This window comes from Salirhabdus salicampi (assembly GCF_024259515.1).
GTDB classification, from domain to species: domain Bacteria; phylum Bacillota; class Bacilli; order Bacillales; family Alkalibacillaceae; genus Salirhabdus_A; species Salirhabdus_A salicampi.
The window spans coordinates 1-18,518 of the sequence record NZ_JANBWE010000001.1 but is presented as its reverse complement, the minus strand read 5'-3'; the positions used below and the strand labels follow the sequence as shown (position 1 = coordinate 18,518).

12 protein-coding genes, 15 tRNA genes and 2 rRNA genes are annotated in these 18,518 nt (G+C 34.4%); 6 read left to right on the top strand and 23 right to left on the bottom strand.

All coding sequences use genetic code 11. The annotated features are described in order from the left end of the window. Positions 1 to 63: 63 nt before the first annotated feature. Positions 64 to 243, bottom strand: a complete 180-nt coding sequence (locus NLW78_RS00145; RefSeq protein ID WP_254494247.1) for a hypothetical protein — start codon at positions 241 to 243, stop codon at positions 64 to 66. 634 nt (positions 244 to 877) lie between these two features. Between NLW78_RS00145 and NLW78_RS00140 the strand changes: the two genes are divergently transcribed. Beyond that, positions 878 to 1,852 carry a site-specific integrase gene (locus tag NLW78_RS00140; protein WP_254494246.1) on the top strand — a complete coding sequence of 325 codons (975 nt, stop codon included), beginning with the start codon at positions 878 to 880 and terminating at the stop codon, positions 1,850 to 1,852. 49 nt (positions 1,853 to 1,901) lie between these two features. Here the strand turns inward: NLW78_RS00140 and NLW78_RS00135 are convergent, their stop codons facing one another. The 4 genes from NLW78_RS00135 to NLW78_RS00120 all read right to left on the bottom strand — a co-directional run bounded on the left by NLW78_RS00135 (position 1,902) and on the right by NLW78_RS00120 (position 8,111). Next, a complete protein-coding gene (locus NLW78_RS00135) occupies positions 1,902 to 3,098 on the bottom strand; it encodes a restriction endonuclease subunit S (protein ID WP_254494245.1) in 1,197 nt (398 codons plus the stop codon). 5 nt (positions 3,099 to 3,103) lie between these two features. Further along, positions 3,104 to 4,657, bottom strand: a complete 1,554-nt coding sequence (locus tag NLW78_RS00130; protein WP_254494244.1) for a type I restriction-modification system subunit M — start codon at positions 4,655 to 4,657, stop codon at positions 3,104 to 3,106. Next, positions 4,654 to 5,247: a restriction endonuclease subunit S domain-containing protein gene (locus tag NLW78_RS00125; RefSeq protein ID WP_254494243.1), complete on the bottom strand. Its 594-nt coding sequence runs from the start codon at positions 5,245 to 5,247 to the stop codon at positions 4,654 to 4,656. Before NLW78_RS00125 ends, NLW78_RS00130 begins: the two co-directional genes overlap by 4 nt. A gap of 116 nt (positions 5,248 to 5,363) precedes the next feature. After that, the gene (locus NLW78_RS00120; protein WP_254494242.1) at positions 5,364 to 8,111 is read right to left on the bottom strand and encodes a type I restriction endonuclease subunit R; all 2,748 of its coding nucleotides are present in this window, start codon (positions 8,109 to 8,111) and stop codon (positions 5,364 to 5,366) included. A 709-nt stretch (positions 8,112 to 8,820) separates the two neighbouring features. Between NLW78_RS00120 and NLW78_RS00115 the strand changes: the two genes are divergently transcribed. Further along, positions 8,821 to 9,471, top strand: coding sequence for a hypothetical protein (locus tag NLW78_RS00115; RefSeq protein ID WP_254494241.1), 651 nt, complete (start codon positions 8,821 to 8,823; stop codon positions 9,469 to 9,471). 260 nt (positions 9,472 to 9,731) lie between these two features. On the opposite strand, the gene NLW78_RS00110 is transcribed toward NLW78_RS00115, so the two are convergent. Further along, positions 9,732 to 11,498 (bottom strand): GmrSD restriction endonuclease domain-containing protein, encoded by a 1,767-nt coding sequence (locus tag NLW78_RS00110; protein ID WP_254494240.1) that lies wholly within the window; start codon positions 11,496 to 11,498, stop codon positions 9,732 to 9,734. 948 nt (positions 11,499 to 12,446) lie between these two features. On the opposite strand from NLW78_RS00110, the gene NLW78_RS00105 reads away from it, so the two are divergent. The 4 genes from NLW78_RS00105 (at position 12,447) to NLW78_RS00090 (ending at position 16,420) form a co-directional block, all read left to right on the top strand. Beyond that, positions 12,447 to 13,610 carry a hypothetical protein gene (locus tag NLW78_RS00105; RefSeq protein WP_254494239.1) on the top strand — a complete coding sequence of 388 codons (1,164 nt, stop codon included), beginning with the start codon at positions 12,447 to 12,449 and terminating at the stop codon, positions 13,608 to 13,610. A 657-nt stretch (positions 13,611 to 14,267) separates the two neighbouring features. After that, positions 14,268 to 14,489 carry a hypothetical protein gene (locus NLW78_RS00100; RefSeq protein WP_254494238.1) on the top strand — a complete coding sequence of 74 codons (222 nt, stop codon included), beginning with the start codon at positions 14,268 to 14,270 and terminating at the stop codon, positions 14,487 to 14,489. Between the two features lie 381 nt (positions 14,490 to 14,870). Next, a complete protein-coding gene (locus tag NLW78_RS00095) occupies positions 14,871 to 15,191 on the top strand; it encodes a DUF771 domain-containing protein (protein ID WP_254494237.1) in 321 nt (106 codons plus the stop codon). 98 nt (positions 15,192 to 15,289) lie between these two features. After that, on the top strand, positions 15,290 to 16,420 hold the full coding sequence (locus NLW78_RS00090) for a tyrosine-type recombinase/integrase (protein ID WP_254494236.1): 1,131 nt from the start codon (positions 15,290 to 15,292) through the stop codon (positions 16,418 to 16,420). A gap of 320 nt (positions 16,421 to 16,740) precedes the next feature. Here the strand turns inward: NLW78_RS00090 and NLW78_RS00085 are convergent. From NLW78_RS00085 to NLW78_RS00005, 17 genes are all read right to left on the bottom strand, one after another. After that, positions 16,741 to 16,822 (bottom strand) — tRNA-Leu (locus NLW78_RS00085). Positions 16,823 to 16,829: 7 nt separating this feature from the next. Beyond that, positions 16,830 to 16,903, bottom strand: a tRNA-Cys gene (locus NLW78_RS00080). 12 nt (positions 16,904 to 16,915) lie between these two features. After that, positions 16,916 to 16,987, bottom strand: a tRNA-Gly gene (locus NLW78_RS00075). Positions 16,988 to 16,994: 7 nt separating this feature from the next. Continuing rightward, positions 16,995 to 17,069: transfer RNA gene (locus tag NLW78_RS00070), tRNA-Gln, on the bottom strand. Positions 17,070 to 17,090: 21 nt separating this feature from the next. Continuing rightward, positions 17,091 to 17,163: transfer RNA gene (locus tag NLW78_RS00065), tRNA-His, on the bottom strand. Between the two features lie 14 nt (positions 17,164 to 17,177). After that, positions 17,178 to 17,251: transfer RNA gene (locus tag NLW78_RS00060), tRNA-Trp, on the bottom strand. A 19-nt stretch (positions 17,252 to 17,270) separates the two neighbouring features. Then, positions 17,271 to 17,355: transfer RNA gene (locus tag NLW78_RS00055), tRNA-Tyr, on the bottom strand. Positions 17,356 to 17,369: 14 nt separating this feature from the next. Continuing rightward, positions 17,370 to 17,445 (bottom strand) — tRNA-Thr (locus tag NLW78_RS00050). A gap of 12 nt (positions 17,446 to 17,457) precedes the next feature. Beyond that, positions 17,458 to 17,533 (bottom strand) — tRNA-Phe (locus tag NLW78_RS00045). 23 nt (positions 17,534 to 17,556) lie between these two features. Further along, positions 17,557 to 17,633: transfer RNA gene (locus tag NLW78_RS00040), tRNA-Asp, on the bottom strand. Positions 17,634 to 17,635: 2 nt separating this feature from the next. Then, positions 17,636 to 17,712 (bottom strand) — tRNA-Met (locus NLW78_RS00035). A gap of 47 nt (positions 17,713 to 17,759) precedes the next feature. Next, positions 17,760 to 17,835 (bottom strand) — tRNA-Val (locus NLW78_RS00030). Positions 17,836 to 17,845: 10 nt separating this feature from the next. Then, positions 17,846 to 17,920 (bottom strand) — tRNA-Glu (locus tag NLW78_RS00025). 15 nt (positions 17,921 to 17,935) lie between these two features. Then, a tRNA-Ser gene (locus tag NLW78_RS00020) sits at positions 17,936 to 18,027 on the bottom strand. A 5-nt stretch (positions 18,028 to 18,032) separates the two neighbouring features. Next, positions 18,033 to 18,107 (bottom strand) — tRNA-Asn (locus NLW78_RS00015). Positions 18,108 to 18,143: 36 nt separating this feature from the next. Beyond that, positions 18,144 to 18,259 (bottom strand): 5S ribosomal RNA (gene rrf / locus NLW78_RS00010). A gap of 133 nt (positions 18,260 to 18,392) precedes the next feature. After that, positions 18,393 to 18,518 (bottom strand): 23S ribosomal RNA (locus NLW78_RS00005); the annotation flags it as partial.

The window sequence follows — 18,518 nt, the reverse complement described above, 5'->3', positions numbered from 1 at the left end:
CCTTATTTTAATGGTATGTGCTATTAAGAGTAATAATAATTACTCTTTTATAGAATGCTTTTCTTAAATATTAGCGAATAGTAAACTCCCACCTTTTCGAGTTATTTCCATATATTCTACTGCCTCTTCAAAACTACTGAACACTGATTGAATTAACTTACCTTCAGCTGATCCTTCCTCTACCGTGTATGAAACAATATATTTCTTGTTTTTTCCTTCACTAACTACATTTAAATTTGTCATCTTACATCACTCCATTTTCTATACTGTTTTTAACTTCAAACTGTGGAAATCTCGTTTTAATCTCAATGTATTCTGGACTGAAGTTCTACGAGTGGAAAAATCCATACAAAAGATTAACGATAACTTATAGAAATCTACAATACAGGAAACTGACTGTTAGGATACTTTCATATTCATAATACTTTACCTCCTATGTTTTAATTGGATTCCTATCAATACTGTTGATGTAATCATAATTAGTTATTTGATAGATACTGTATTGATTAACCTACTAACATTTTATTTCAATATTTAATCGCCGGCGACTATAAGCGAAAAATTTTTAAAAAATTATCTTTATTAATGTCATATATCTTAGCTTGTGAAATCAATGTACCGTTTAGTACAAAACCAATTCATAAGGAAGATATTCATTCCCTCATGTAACAGGTTTCAGGTTGTTCACCATTTTTTTACAGTTAATATCTAAATTGATAGAATATAGTATACATGGCTAGTATTTTCTAGCTAACTATCGATAAACCATCTTATCGTTACTTAGAATCAGGATAAAAATGGTAAACTAATGTAGTAACATGAAATCTTTATTATTTCATCGGTATACATTTATAGGGGAAGAGGAGGAAGAAAAAACATGAACAATCTATCCTGGTTACAACCGCAAGATTCCAATGAGGTTTCTACCGAAGTACAAGAACTTCAACATGAAGCTCGTGAATATCTAGCAAACTCGAAATCTAGTAATACAAAACGCGCCTATGGTTCCGATTGGAAACAATTTGAAGAATGGTGTGCCTCTCACGCGTTTGCTTCCCTTCCAGCAGAACCGGACACATTGGTGTATTACATAACTATGTTAGGCAAAACGAAAAAGGCATCCACGATCAAGCGAAAAATGGCGACAGTCTCTCAACGTCATGAAACTGCTGGTTACAAAAGTCCGACCAAAACGCCATTAGTGCGAGGTGTATGGGAGGGACTACAGCGTAAGATTGGTATTAAAGAAGAAGGCAGAGAAGCAATTTGGTTATATGAGCTACGCCAGGTCATTAAAGAATTACCACATGGTAAGCTCATCGGGGTCCGAAATCGCGCTTTATTAGTTATCGGTTGGGCCGGTGCATTACGTAGAAGTGAACTGGTTGGCTTACATATCGAAGATATTTCTAAAACACGAGATGGATTGATTATCCATTTAAATCAAAGTAAAACGGATCAGAAGGGAGAAGGTCATGATGTTGCACTCCCATTTGGATCAAATCCATTGACTTGTCCTGTTCGTAGTTTCGAAGATTGGATTTCTGCAGCTGGCATTACGGAAGGACCAGTGTTTCGACGGATTGATCGTCACGAGAATGTGATGGGGGGCTTAACGGCACAATCGGTCCGTTTGATTGTGAAAAAGTGTTGTGAGGAAGTTGGATTAGATCCAAAACGATATGGGGCGCATAGTTTGCGGAGTGGCTTTTGTTCTCAAGCTGCGAGAGCTGGAAAGGCAGAACATCAAATCATGAAACAAACGAGACATAAGCGAAGTGATTCGTTGCAGCGATATATCAAAAAAGCGAATTTGTTTGAAGATAATGCAGCATCGGGAATAGGACTTTAAACAAATTGGCACAAAACGGCCAATGCTCTTTTAGCATGGCCGTTTTCTATTAGATGAACATTTGCTGAAAAAAACCCTTTTGCACCTTTTTTAAGTGCTCTAATTTATCCTTTTCTTTTTCAATTTTTAAATCAACCTTCGAAAAGAAAGACGCAATTTTTTGTTGCTCTCTATAATCAGGTAACTTTATTACTATAGAATTTAAACTTTCATTATTTAAAGTTATACCTTTTGCTGCTCTTGAACCAAAACTTTGAATGTCTATAGATGATAAGTAATAATATACATATTCAGTATCTATATTATTATTTTTCCAATAAAAATGACAGATAGCTTCGTTAGTGTACATTTCTTCTTTAATTATTCCAAGCCTTCCTAATGTTAATTTAAAGCTCATAATTAATGTTCCTTTTGGGACAGGATTCTTATCATTTATAGCTTTTTTAGTAATCCACTTGCTGGCTGTATCTATATATTTACCTTGGTTTAATCCAGCTATCGAGAGCCACGGAATATCTCCATCCCATAAACTTGAGTCGTTAGTTCGGGGGGTAAATCCTTTTTCAAGTCTTGCTATCTTCTCAACAGTAGTATTAATCCATTTAGGAAATTCCTTTCCGTTTTCATCTTTAAACCGAATCTCCTGCGAAAAGATTTTCTGCATCATACCTTTTTTGAACAATTCTAACTGCTCAACTTTTTCTTCTTGTTTTTCTACCTTTTGGTTAAGAAGTAAGAAAAATGATGATATCTTCTTTTGTTCTTCTAAAGTTGGATATTGAATTTCTAAAGAATAAAAGTCCTTATGATTTAAGTCAGGGATAGTTGATTGCCCCGCATATGTTAGAATTTTATGTTTTGTTCTTGGGCTTCTCAAGAACAAAACCAAATAGTCTTTATCTAATAACTCTCTATTAAATTTAATTTTAAAGAAATTATTATGAAAAGCCCCTCTCACACCAGTTACTACTATTCCTGTATTACCAGTTCTAGTCATCAGAACGTCATCTTCATCACATAAAACGCTTTTGTTTGGAGACATAATATAATAACTTCTTGTACTTCCTTTCTTTAAAAACTCATTGGTGATATAAAAATGTCTTTGTTCACCAGGTTCTAAGAACCTTTCTGAAATAGGTATTTGTAAACCTTGATTAACTTTACATAATTCACCTAAAGAGCTTCTTTTCCAATCCTTAGTATGTCCACCAAATCTTAATTTCGGGTTAACCTGTTGTGGATTCAAACTTATTACACCTCCAATTCAATCAAATATTTTTTCAATTCTTCATCAATAAGTTTTATTTCTTGATCAATTTCTTTTAAACGACTTTGCGCAGCTACAATATTAATCGGTTCCTCTTCTTCAAATGTATCTACATACCGAGGAATATTAAGGTTATAATCATTTTCTCTAATTTCTTTTATTGTTGCAGCATAAGAATACTTATCAATTGTTTCACGTTTAATATAGGTATTAACTATCTTCTCAACATCTTCATCACGCAAATAGTTTTGATTCTTCCCTTTTTCAAACTCATTAGAAGAATCAATAAATAATACAGTATCGTCTGATTCCCGACACTTTTTAAATACTAAGATACACGTTGGAATAGATGTTCCGAAGAATACATTCGCTGGGAGTCCAATTACGGCATCTAAATAGTTTTTCTCTTCAATAAGGTACTTTCTTATTACTGCTTCTGCAGCACCTCTAAATAAAACACCATGAGGTAAAACAACCGCCATTGTTCCATTATCATCTAATTGGTGTATCATATGCTGAATAAATGCATAGTCCGCTTTAGATTTCGGCGCTAACTTTCCATATGCACTAAAACGCTCATCATCTAAAAACTTAGCATCACCACTCCACTTAGAACTGTACGGTGGGTTTGCAACAACTGCTTCGAATCGCATATCTACATGATGTGGTGTTGTTAATGTATTATCATTTTTGATATCAAAATTCTGATAAGATACATCATGAAGCAACATATTCATTCGAGCCAAATTATAAGTTGTTGCCGTTAATTCTTGCCCATAAAATTTACGGACATTTGCTTCTTTTGCAACACGTAAAAGTAATGAACCTGAACCACACGTTGGATCATACACACTTTTTATATCTGACTTACCTACAGTTACAATTTTAGCAAGAATTCTTGAAACTTGTTGAGGTGTATAGAATTCTCCAGCTTTTTTCCCAGCACTTGCAGCAAACTGTGAGATCATATACTCGTATGCATCACCTAGTACATCAATGTCTACGTCATCATGAAGGAATGGAATATCATTGATACTAGCCATAATCTTTGCAATAAGCCTCGAACGCGACTTTACATCACGACCTAATTTTGAAGATGCTAAGTCCATGTCATCAAACAAGTTTTGAAAATCTTCTTGGCTGTCAGCCCCGAAAGTTGATTCCGTAATAGCATTTACTGCATTTTGCAGCATTTCCGTATCAAACTTACCCTGGTCCCCTTTCCCAATCTCTTTAATCATATTTGAGAATAGATATTCAGGTTCGATAACATAACCGATTTGTTGAATTAGCTCTTCTGATAATGCTTCTCGATATTCTTCATCTTTCCACGCCTCTTCATAAGAAATATTATCTTCTTCCAATAACTTAGCGACCCGAAACTCTGTTTTTTCCGATAAATAACGGTAGAAAATCAAACCTAGAATATAATTTTTGAATTCATAAGCTTCCATTTGCCCTCGTAAGTCATTCGCCATGTTCCATAATTTCTTATGTAACTCAGCTTGTTGTTGACGCTGCTTTTCTGTTAATGTCATTTAACTTCCTCCTTGAGATAATTAATTGAAAGTTGTTTTAATAGTTGTTCTTCTAACTGCAATCTTTCATTGACTAAACGCTTTTTTCGATCCAAGATTCTATTCATATTCCCAATGGTTTGCTGTTTTTCAGTTGTCGGTAGCTCTATTTTTAACTCTCTCAGCATCTTAATGGATAGAGCTGCCACTATCGTCCCCTGTGTAGCAATTCTTAATTGCCGCAAACACTCAGGGTGCTTATTAAAAAACCATTGCAAGTAGATAGGTTCTAGCTGACTACGTGGTTCAATAATGGCAAAATTAGAGGGAATTAAACGTCCAGCATGTTCAGTCCGTACCGAAACTGCTTGATGTCCCGTTAAATTGATAAGAACCATACCATCCTTCGAAATAGGTAATTCTTTTAGTTTTTCTTTTGAAACATACACTTCCTGAAGTTTTTCAGTACTACCGTGATATTCAATACCTAAACTTTCATTCATCTCTTTCATAGTATATAACGATAGTTTGATGGAATCAGCTACAGGATTACCTTTAATTCTGGATAGGATGGCTCCTTGAGATACTGTAGCGCATGATTCTAATAACAACCCTCACACCTCTATTCTTGCTATTTTTAAAAATAGCATTAATTACTTGGTGATTTAAGCATAATAAAAAATAGCAGGAAAAGCAAGTTCTTTTCTGCTATTTTTAAAAATAACAATCATGTATAACGTTTTGTATGTTCAAAAATATAAGTTATGATTCGTTGTAACAGCTTCTTTTTCTTTAAAAAAGGTAGCTTAATGGTATCGCTGATTTCTTGATTATCAATAACACCACTGTACTCGTATTCTTCAATAAATGACTGAAGTTGCTCCTGTGGAATGTCAAACTCACTAGCAAAAGCCTTAATTTCCTTTAAACGCTCTTGTTGTTCAAATTCGTTATATGCATCATCTACAGAATCCTGGTTCGACATCGTAGGAACGACTTTGTGTAAGAAATTTTTAATCAAATCAACCTTCAAGCGAAGTTCTTCATTATCCGCGCGATCTAATTCTTTCTCGATCAAATCAACCGTCTTTTCGCGTTCTTCTTCATCATCAAAGTTAATATTACGGATTAGATTCATAATGTAGCTAACATTGATACGGTCTGTGTGCATCAACTCAATAGAGAAGTCTACGTTAGCTAAAATGGATTCTTTTGTATCACTATTCTTCGTTTCGTCATAAATGCGAAGATACTTACTTTTAAAATCCTGGTAGGTTTGTTCTCCAATTCCTAGTATGTCTGGATCAAACTCAAAATCTGTAAAGGTCTGAAGCTTCACTAGGTTTTTCGTTAATTCACGGAAACTAACAATAAACTTATGTTTATCTTCTTCTCTTTCCAGGTCATCAACAGATTCAGGAGAATCAGCAAGCTCCTGTACCTTCGTAAGTGCTGCTTTAAACTGCACTAGATAATCTTCATAACTTTTCATCAATACGTCATCAACCGTATCTGTCTGCGAATATAAACGTATAGCATCGTCCGTATTTTCTTTTAAATTACGATAGCAAACAACATTTCCATATGGCTTCGTTGCTTTATCTACTCGATTTGTTCGTGAATACGCCTGAACTAATGTATGGTATTTCAGGTTTCGATCCACGTAAAGTGTATTGAGCTTTTTGCTATCAAAGCCCGTTAAAAACATATCAACGACAAGAAGAATATCAATTTGAGCCGTTTTAACTCCTTTAGACACATCTTTAAAGTAACTAGGGAACTTGTCCGTTGAAAAGTTCTTACCAAACATTTTATTGTAATCCTTCATCATGCGCTCTAAAGCATCTCGTGAATGTTCTTCACGGTTTTCACTATCTTCATTAGGATCAAACGTAAAAATACCTGCAATCCTTAAGTTGTGATCTAATTTTTTGAATATATCGTAATACTTAATAAGCATTGGAATACTCTGAACCGTAAATATACCGGTATATCCCTTACTCTTTGCTCTTCTTTCATGCGTATCAACGATATTTTTAGCGACAAGTTCTAACCGTTCCTCATCTAGCCAAACTTCATCTGTATTTATCCCTTGTACGCGTGTTTTATCTTCTTCATCAATGTCAATATTGACTGTTTTAATATACTCTACCGAAAACCCTAATACATTTCCGTCATGAATCGCATCTTTAATCAAATATGTGTGTAAACACTTTTCAAATAAATCAGCTGTCACTCGTCCATCTTGACTCTTATTCACTTCAAAGCGAGGTGTACCCGTAAAGCCGAAATACTGAGCCTGTTTAAAGTGTTTAGAAATTTCCTTATGCATTTCACCGAACTGACTACGATGACACTCATCAATGATAAAGATGACACGTTTGTCTTGATATTGATCCATAATTTTCTCATATTTCTTATTCTTTACGGCATTCGCCATCTTTTGAATCGTTGTTAAAATAAGAGGCTTTGTCATATCTGAGATTTGATTTACTAAATTATCCGTCTTATCTGTTTCATCAACCGAATCCGGCTCAAACTTATTAAACTCCTCCATTGTCTGAGAGTCTAAATCTTTACGGTCTACTAAGAAAAATACTTTTGTTATATCTGGTTGATTGGCAAGGATTTGACTGGCTTTAAAAGAGGTAAGTGTTTTTCCCGAACCGGTCGTATGCCAAATGTAACCGTTATTCCTGGAATCTAAAGCTCGCTTAATCAATGCTTCTACAGCAAACACTTGGTAAGGTCTCATGACCATTAAATTCTTTTCGGTTTCGTTTAGGACCATAAAACGAGCTATCATCTTTGCTATATGACACTTCTCTAAAAAGCTCTCTGTAAAGTCACTCAAATTTGTTATACGGTTGTTCTCCGTATCTGACCAATAAAAAGTATGGCCAAATAAAATGTCAGCATCAGAGTTCGCAAAATACTTCGTATCCACTCCATTACTTACAACAAATATCTGTAGAAACCTAAATAACCCCTTAAACGAGTGCTTACGATAACGTTGAATCTGATTAAATGCCTCTTTGAAATCTAAACCTCTGCGCTTCAATTCAACCTGTACGACTGGTAACCCATTAATCAAGATCGTCACGTCATAGCGATTCTTATACTTACCTTCCATTGTTGTTTGATTTGTTACTTGAAAAATATTTTTACACCAATCACGCGTATTAAAAAGCTCCAGATAAATCTCCGTACCATCATTTCGTTGAAACACTTGTTTATCTCTTAGTAGCTTGGCTGTTTCAAATATACTTTTACCACTTAGTTGAGTTAAGAACCGACTGAATTCTTCATCCGTCAATGGCTGACCTTCTAATTTCTTTTGATTAAATCTATTTAATTGATCCCTGAAATTTTGAATTAGTGCATCTTCATCCTTAATCGTAATCTGTTCATATTGCTGTCGAACAAGTTGGTGAATCATATTCTTTTCAAGTTGTGCTTCGGACTGATATGCCAAAATAAACTCCCCTTTCTATCCAAGCAAAAACCATATTGTGTAATTATCCTCTGTTTTTTCTCTTTTATATAATGTGTGGCATGTTAAGATTATTTTACATACACATCAAAGGCTCATCAGCTCAATTACCAATTATAAAACGTTTTAATGCATTAACTGGAGCTATTTATGGCATATTTACTCATTAAATAGCTGTGTATATACCTAGTCATTTATGATTGGATATTGCTCCTTTACATAGCACTTTAATATTACTTTATTTCATCAATTTCATTTTATCATAAATTGGAATTTCTTATAGTTTTCCGTCTACTCCTATTTTTACCTTTTAACAACTTAAGGCTTTATATTGTTGGAGCTTACCTTTTTGAATAATTAAATTGATAATGTCATCATTTTCTTCTTGAAATTAAAATTCTCCAACCTAATTACTCAAAATGAATTGGATCCTACCCTTAAAATGTTTTGTTCTCCTCTAAAATTATACTTAATTATTCAGTTAGTAATTTCGCATTCTTTTACATTTAAATAGGTTGGAAATTTCAATCAAATTTACTACTTCATGAGATTTTCAAAAAATCTTAAATAAAGTTATATACCTTTGGTAAAGATAAGTATAGAAAAAAACATCCCATTATTATGGAATAATAATTTCATTATAAATAAAATAGTTGTTTTATTAGTTTAAAGATTTTAGAGAGGGAGACGTATGCACTGGGAAACAATTGATAGCTTTAACACGACTGATGCAGAAAAAGTTGATAAAATCTTAGAATATTTGAGGACAGAAGCTCCCCATATTACCTGGAGAACAAAATGGACAGATCATGAAATGGGGGCTGGAATTAACTTACAAGTTCCACTTGAAGACGAAGAAGAAGCATTGGAAGTATATGAATCTCTGCATTTTGATTCTGTTGTTGGATTCACTTTTGATGACGAGGATTTTTATGTTATTAACAGTGTAAAGAATATAATTCATAAAATGTTGAAACATTCTTCTACTTTAACAGCAACGCAAATAATTGGATTAGGTAACGGATTATATGCAATAGAAAGACTTCCAGAAATAACAAAAGGAGTTGACTGTAGGTTTAGTATTAATTACAAATCAGAAGAAGAATTTGTCTATATTAATTTTGAAGTATCTGAGTATTTTTTAGAAATATCACGAGGTGGCTCAGTTTATAATTATAAAGTTGGTAGTGATACCTACTCACTACCTCTCTGGTTAGTGGAAGCTGGTGGTTATTCCAGAAAAGAAGCTGAACTGTATAATCTCGAAGAGGAGGCATCAGATTACCTAAACTTAGGTGCAACTATTGAGGTAGAAGATGAGTCTCGAATCGAAATTGAATAGCAATGGGAATTCTGTTTTGGGTGCTTATTAGTTATTAAGAGCAATTTCCATAATCTTTTGCCGCTAAAGAACTTAATTTCTTGTTATTAATTATTAAACTAATTATAAAATGTTGTACAGAAATACTTCTGAATGGATATGTGTATATTCATAATAACAACGAGCTCCTCAAGTCATATTAGTTCAAGTAACTCTCTCTATAAAATAAAAAGGTAGTTCCTTATACATTGGAACTACCTTTTTACGTTATATATTGAATCTTAATTGACACATAAGCTGTAAAATCCTTTTTTAATTACACTAGCCATTAACTTTCTTCTTTCTTCTAGAAATTCATTATAGTCCATACTTTCCCAGCCATCAGGGAGTGCATGCCATTCAGTCATTGGCCTTAATTCCTCATTAGAATATCTAGATAAATATTCAGGATAATATTCTTTTGGTGATTGGTTTGAGATATCGTTATTGTCTCCCCATTCAACCAATGCAAAATTAGCCACTTGATTAATCCTTCTTGTTTCTGTTATCCCAATGCTTTTCAAATAATCTTTTGGAAACAGATGGTGCCTTTCAATTGGATTACGCGTACCCTTTAGAATTGGATCAATTAACTCCGAAACTTTCATTTTAGAAAACAGAACTTTAGCTTCTAATAGATTTAATGAAGCATAGTAAGCAAATAACGCAGGACTTTGAGCTGATGATGTTTCTAAATTATTAACTAAAGTGATTTGCCAAAAATCATTTGTCAGGGAATCATTAATAAGCTTTTCAATTGTTCTTATAAACTCTTTTTGATTAGCTAAACCGCGCAACCTTGCCAAGTCCCTCTCCATAACTGTTTCGGGAGAATTCGTATATCGTCCCGTTACTACCAACATAAAATAGTATCTCGCAATCAAATTTCGAAGAGTATATGGATCAACTTTAAAATCTACCTTCCCAATTAAAAACATGGCATATGCGTATAAGAGTGTGGTTTCAGAGCTTACCATTTTTCTACTTCTAAACCCTGCCTTAACTAATACCTTCATAAACTCATGCCAGTTTTGAAGATCTGTGGTATAACTTTGTGCTTTCTTAAGAACATCGAATTGTTCATCTCGACGTTCCTCTGAGAATTTTCCTGTTTCCATATCCTTACCTCTTAATACGGAATACACATTTTTTAGACGTGCACGTTTAAACCCTAACCCTATTGATACTCTTAATAGATGGTCTGGATCTGGCATAATAAAGTTGTTATATGGGGTAATTTCTTGGTCACTACTAGCAGGTATACGGGCTTTTTTACAGAAATCTTCTAACTGCTTACGACCTTCATCCCAAAAAACAGATAATAATGTTAGAATAAAATCTGCTTGATTCAATTTTTTTCCTTTACTATTAATTCTTACAAATATATCAGAAACCTGCTCTTCATCCACTGTTGAAGATATTTCCATTGCGGTAAAAGGATAGTCTTCTAATTTATAAAGTTGGTCTATTGAATCACTAATTGTTTCCTCTTCTTCATTAGATATTTCTTTGGATGAACTTAAGTTTTTTAGAAAATCTCGGATTAGTTTATAAGTAGAAGTTCCGTCCTTCCATACTACAGAAATATCTGGAATAAACTCAGGGTCTCTTTTAATTGCAGCATCTGCTACTTCAAATTGACCATCTCGCGGTCGAAATGCTATTTGTAGTTGTTTTTCTTTATAGTCTTCAGTCAGAACTGCCTTCCCTTTCAATACTGCGTAGAGGGAAGTTAAGCGTTGTTGTCCATCAACTATTAAGAGTCTAGGTACCTTAGCTTGTTTACTTTCAGTTCCAATCTGTTTCGTATTTGCTAAATGCTCATTTGACCAAAATAAGAAATAACCAACTGGAAATCCCTTGTACATTGAATCAAATAAATTTCTCACATCTCTACCAGACCATACAAATGGCCTTTGTAATTCTGGTAAACCTATGTCTCCATGGTCAATGTCATGAATTAATTTAGATAAACTATAATCAACTTTCTTGAAAAGAGTCTTACTCACGATTGAGTCCCCCACTACCAAAAGACAGTATCTTTGGAATTTATATTATACTCCTAAATTTGTAATATATAAATTATCTCAAATTACTATTTCTTCCACAAGTATTTATCCCATAAGCAGCTTGACTTCCTCTACAATTGTTTAACAGAAGGAGCGGGTGTAAAAATCACTTCATATTATTTCTATACTACGCAGCAATTATCTTTCTTCTTCAAACTTTACACATTTTGCTACAATTACATTCCTTAACAATATATGACATTAAATCATTTAATTTCGAAAGTAATAGTTTTTAATAGCCTTGAAATCAAACGCAATTAGAGAGACGTGGAAGCCTTTACGTAAACTTTAATAGCATTGTATTTTTTTAAGCTTATAGTTATCCTGTTTTGTTTTAATACCTTCCAAACCAATCATAGACGCTTCAGAAACGAGCTAAAAAAAATTTTATAAAAAAGATTTAATAAGTGCGTTTTTATGTTTATACTAAATTTCCTTAACTCAAGAATCCTATTGTGTCGGTGTTTATGGCGAATATGTATAGAATAAGAAAGAGGCTAATAACAGAATCAAAAATATAATATTATATTTTATAATTAATTTTTTTTCAATAGTCGAAATTAGACTACTAGTTTTTGGAAGCTAGACAACGTTAAAAAAACTTAATATAATCATCGGAGAAAACTGATATTGGAGTGAGAAATTTGAATACAAAACATTATTGGATGCTTGTATGGAACAAGGAAAGCGGAGATTTTAAAAACGCCTTGACATGTAGTTACACCGACGACATCGAAAGGGTAAGTCAAATATTTGAGAATAAACACCCTAAATATATAGTTATACATATAAAGGAAGGAATGCAACCGCCTAAAACTTATCGTTCTATAGATTACTTATAATTGGTATTGGTTACTAGTGTATTAAACTACTTTTGGGGGGATATTCTTGCAGGAATTAAACATAGAGCAACTAGTGTTTTCTACGGTTAATAAATGCTTGAATCATTTAGAAAAGCAAGAGATTCTCGATTTAATTAATAAATATTATCAAGGCGAAAGTGTTGCATCTTTGATAGAGGAATATCAGATTTCTGTTTCTTCTAGGCAATTTTATAAAGCTTTTCCTAAAGTGAATTTAGGTAAGTGCAAAGTCTGTAATGAAATGAAAGAAATTGAACTTCAGTCAAGATCTAAAGAGCTACAAGATATACCTAATAAAAGTCCATGTAACATATGTAACCATGTAGAAGATCCTTACTACTGCAGTTGCAATTTTTGCAAAAAAAAGAGAGAAGAAGAAAAAGCAATCAAACATAAAGAAGACTTAAAGTTAAAATTTTTCTCGCAGAAGTTTAAAGAAAACTATGAGGAAAAACTTGATTTAAAGGCCAAGCTTTATCTTGGCCTTTTGATTAAAACCTATCAAGATGAAACAGATAACATTTTACTGGACTCTTATTCTCTTTGGCTTAAAGATTCTAAACCAACACCTACTGTAGAGTTGTTGGAGGAGATTGAGGATTATCTAATACAAAATTACTTTATAGTACCTGACCAAGATACACCAGCCCAATACTTTTATCTTAATGAAGAAGATTCAATTTCATTTCAAAAGAGAAATGTTTTATTTCAAGTAAATATAATACCATTTGATGGAAACTTTGAAAACTTAGTTATGCGTTTAATTTATCCAAATTCAGATGAATTTCTAGCCGATAAAAACTTCTGTTACCGGATGTGGAAGAAAATTGGATTGGAAATACTATTCGAACATACTTCTATACAACTTAGAGAATTTAACTTAATGTTTGTTCGCAAAAAAAAAATAAAGCAAGTATATACTTATCTCTTAAATCATTTCTCTGTTTCTCAAATTTTTCATATTATTTCCATGTCTATTAGTAAAGCGCTATTATTAGATTCTACTGTAACATTAGATCTTATAGAACAATACTGCGAAGATATTGGTACAAAAGCTATAGCAAATAATTCCGATATTGAACCTTATAATTGTAAAGTACCCGACAATATAATTACTAAAATGTTTTTTTATAATGTGCTTAACATATCTTATTTAGGTATGTCAGAAATGCCAACTATGGATCTATAATTATTCTAATTCAAATGATTAACTTCATTAATCTTACATTGGATAATGTTTAGAATTGAAGAAATGACTGAAATAATTACTTATTGAAACAAAGGAGCGGGTCTTTCAGTAGTCTACGTCTACCTCTCAGTTCTAATAATAGATAATATATCGAGTACATATTTACAATATATTTAAGTTTATTAAATACACTTTTCAATATGTGTAGTGATATAGTCTAATTTAGACCATTTAAAATAGACCATTTAATAAGTGTAATAGATCTAATTAGAAACAAATTAATGACTTATTTATACTAGCTAGAGGGAAAAAAAGTGTTATAAGGCACTAATTAGCAACAAAAAATAGGCTCATTAAAATATCCAACAAAAAAAGACTGAAATCGTTGGTACACCTAAGCTGCATTGACTGTTGTAACGAACAAAATGATTGATAATAAATGAATAATAATTATCCTTTTATTATTCGTGAAATTCTCAATATTTTATTTTAAAAAAAGCTTTTACTTAGATGTATTATTTTAAATACTATTTTAGGTGCATCTTTATTTTATAAAATTATGTAAAAAGCAGTTGGTTTATTTGGTACAAAAAAATATTAAACACTTACCTCTTCTTGACGACATTTATGGTTAAGTTAATTAGGAGGTGAGAAATAATGACGATGTATTTTTATTTATTATACAGACCAGCCGAACCAGGTGAACATATTTACTGTCTAGAATCAGGGAACATATATAAAGTAGATAGTATTTTAGGAGATGGTGGGGTTATATATAATGAAAAATATGACATTATATGTGGATATACACATGAATTCATAAAAGTTCAAGAATATCTTGTTTTGGAATTAGTGGATCCAGAAGGATCTCTTGGATAGTGGAACTATATTTGTTATAGTATGTAAAACTACTAGAAAAGAATTATATAGGAACTAAATAATATATTAAGAAGTGAGTCATAACATAAGACAGAGCTATTATAATGGATTACAGTTGCAGAAAAATTTTAATTTTTTTAAAAAAATAATTGACTTGTTGTAAAGCATATTTTATTATGTATGTATAAATTAAATACAAACGTACGTTCTTTACAGTTTGAAGGAGAAGCACTCCCGGCTGTGAAACTGTCTTAGGTGAATTCTGTTCATTTTAAGATAGTTTCCTTTCGGTGAGTGCTTTTTTTATTGTTTATTCCTCATGATACTCATCCAGTATTAAAAACGCTAATTGTAAAGGGCATACAGGGAAGGAGAAGGCATATGCAACAATTATCAGTTAATTTAACTATCCCTATTCCTTCAGATTCCGTACTTATTTCAAAAGTAGAATTTGAAGAATTGCAGAAGCAACAACTTCAGGGTACTTGTTGGACAATGCAAGACCTTGAAAAGCGAATTAATCGTAAACAAGAATGGATTAAAGCTAAAATTCTTTATCCTTCCAGGTTTAGAAAGATCCTTGACGTTAACAATGGGGGATTTGTAAGGTACCCACAAACAAGGGGGGATAAGTGGTCATTTCAAGCTTCCAGAATGGCAAAGTTTTTAGATGAGCATTTTCCAGAAATTTTTTCAGACTGAAGAAATGTTTACTTGCTAAAAAAATAGCTAATGAGAATTTTACTCAATGTCTTTCAATGGATAAAATCTCATTAAATATATCGAAGAGGTGATAAACAATGGCAAGCTTTCAACAGAGAGGGAGAAATAGCTGGCAATTTACAATTAGCCGTGGCAAAGAAAAACCAATTAGAAAAGGTGGGTTTAGAACAAAAGGAGAAGCTATAGCTGCAGCTGCTGAAATGGAAGCTAATCTATTTAAAGGTGTAGTTCCTCATTTAACACCGGTTCCAATTGATAGTTATTTTGATAACTGGGTTCAGTTATATAAGAAAAATTCAAGTGAAGCAACGTTAAGACATTATAAATACACTTCTGAACGGATAAAAGAACATTTCGGTAGTAAGCCTCTGCAAGAGATTTCCGCAGCTGATTACCAAGAATTTATAAACTGGTTTGGAGAAGATAAGTCGAAGGAAACCGTAAGCAAGTTGCATGGACATATTCGTGCTTGTGTACAAGATGCAAAAGACGAACAGATCATACCACGGGATTTCACAAGAAAAGCCGAACTATATTACACTGTTCATCCGAAAAAGAAAGAAGAAAAACACTTGAATTTCCATGATAGTGAATTGTTATTCACAGCATTGCTAAGTAAGCTTAGCACTAATGATTTAGGTTATTATCTTCTATTACTAGGTTTAGAAACTGGTATGCGCTTCGAAGAACTAGTTGGACTCACATTTGACGACTTTGACTTTGAGAATAATACTATTAATGTGGATAAAGTATGGGGTTACTCCAATAGAATGAGTAAAGGATTTGGACTCACAAAAGGTAGTCGCCATAGAAGTACAAATTCAGATAGGATCATTGATGTAACGAAAGATTTAATGAATGTGTTTAAAGAATTGTTTAAAACCATTCCAGATAACGTATATCACTTGGTATTTTATAATGAAAAATCCAAGTATAATGTCCTAACGAACAACCATGCAAACAAGTTATTAAAGAAGTTATTACTAGAAAATCAAATTAGACCTTTAATCTCTGTTCATGGACTAAGACACACGCACGGAAGTGTACTGTTACATAAAGGGGCAACTTTACAGTATGTAAGTGAGCGACTTGGGCATCTTGATATTGAAACCACTTACAGAAAGTATATTCACCTTCTTAAGGAAGGGCGAGAAGAGGACAAAAAAGTGGCTATAAAAACGTTTAAAGATATGTATAACAAAGGTTAATGAAGGCCAAGAGATTTGTGCAAAGCTTATCAAGAGTTTATCACTTGATGAGCTTTTTTTCTCTTATATATGTACTGTCATCACCGTAAAAAACTTGACTTTCGTACATTCGCTTTATGGTTTGTTTAATTGAAGACTACATTTAGTTGTGTAAAATCTTGTGTAAAAAAGTAATTCAATGTGTAAAATTTTGTGTAAATAAAAATCGTATCCTATCTTATTTAAACGCAACGCTAAAATACAAAAAACTCACAAACGTTGATATAACAACATTCATGAGTTTCTAAAAATCACTTATCGTATCGAATATAATATGTAAGTACCGGTGGTCGGGGTCGAACCGACACTCCAGAAGGAACACGATTTTGAGTCGTGCGCGTCTGCCAATTCCGCCACACCGGCATAAAAATGGAGGCGGCAACCGGATTCGAACCGGTGATAAAGGTTTTGCAGACCTCTGCCTTACCACTTGGCTATGCCGCCCTGATCTCTGAAAGCGGAAGACGGGATTCGAACCCGCGACCCCCACCTTGGCAAGGTGGTGTTCTACCACTGAACTACTTCCGCATATTGATGGCTGGGCCAGCTGGATTCGAACCAGCGCATCACGGGACCAAAACCCGTTGCCTTACCGCTTGGCTATGGCCCAATAAACACGAAAAAAGCAGAGGGCGATTGATGGGAATCGAACCCACGAATGCCGGAGCCACAATCCGGTGCGTTAACCACTTCGCCACAACCGCCATAATGATAAAAATGGCAGGGGTAGTAGGAATCGAACCCACATCAAAGGTTTTGGAGACCTTCGTTTTACCATTAAACTATACCCCTACGTTACTTAATTATATGATGGTGGAGGGGGAGAGATTCGAACTCCCGAACCCTGAGGGAGCGGATTTACAGTCCGCCGCGTTTAGCCACTTCGCTACCCCTCCACTATGAAAACTACTGGTGCCGGCCAGAGGACTTGAACCCCCAACCTACTGATTACAAGTCAGTTGCTCTACCAATTGAGCTAGGCCGGCCTATAAAATAAATGGTGGCTCGGGACGGAATCGAACCGCCGACACACGGATTTTCAGTCCGTTGCTCTACCGACTGAGCTACCGAGCCTATGTACTATTTTTTAAAAGAAATGGCGGTCCGGACGGGACTCGAACCCGCGACCTCCTGCGTGACAGGCAGGCATTCTAACCAACTGAACTACCGGACCATTGGTTGCGGGGGTAGGATTTGAACCTACGACCTTCGGGTTATGAGCCCGACGAGCTGCCAGACTGCTCCACCCCGCGATTTTGCTAACTATTCTTTTAAAATAGTAGTCATATAAAGTTTGTAATGGTGGAGGATGGCGGGCTCGAACCACCGACCCCCTGCTTGTAAGGCAGGTGCTCTCCCAGCTGAGCTAATCCTCCGATTTATTAATGGTGACCCGTACGGGATTCGAACCCGTGTTACCGCCGTGAAAGGGCGGTGTCTTAACCACTTGACCAACGGGCCATTTTGTTTAAAAAATGGCGGAGAGCGAGGGATTCGAACCCTCGAGACCACGGTAGCGGTCTACACGATTTCCAATCGTGCTCCTTCGGCCACTCGGACAGCTCTCCATTAATGGCTCCACCGGCAGGATTCGAACCTGCGACCAATCGGTTAACAGCCGATTGCTCTACCACTGAGCTACGGTGGAATATTTTAAACTGTTCCAAGTGAGCTTTGAAGCTCTGCCCGGCAACGTCCTACTCTCGCAGGGGAAGAACCCCAACTACCATCGGCGCTGGAGAGCTTAACTTCTGTGTTCGGAATGGGAACAGGTGTGACCTCTCCGCCGTCATCACCGGACAGCTTTCAAAATTAGTGACAAGAAATATTATACACGTTTTTGTGAATATTTCAAGTGTTTTTTTTGAAAAAAGCACCTTCAAAACTAGATAAGAAGAAAATTCGCATTGATGAACTTGCGTTCATTTTAGATAAAGTTAAGTCCTCGATCGATTAGTATCCGTCAGCTCCACATGTCACCATGCTTCCACCTCGGACCTATCTACCTCATCGTCTCTGAGGGATCTTACTCACTCGAAGTGATGGGAAATCTCATCTT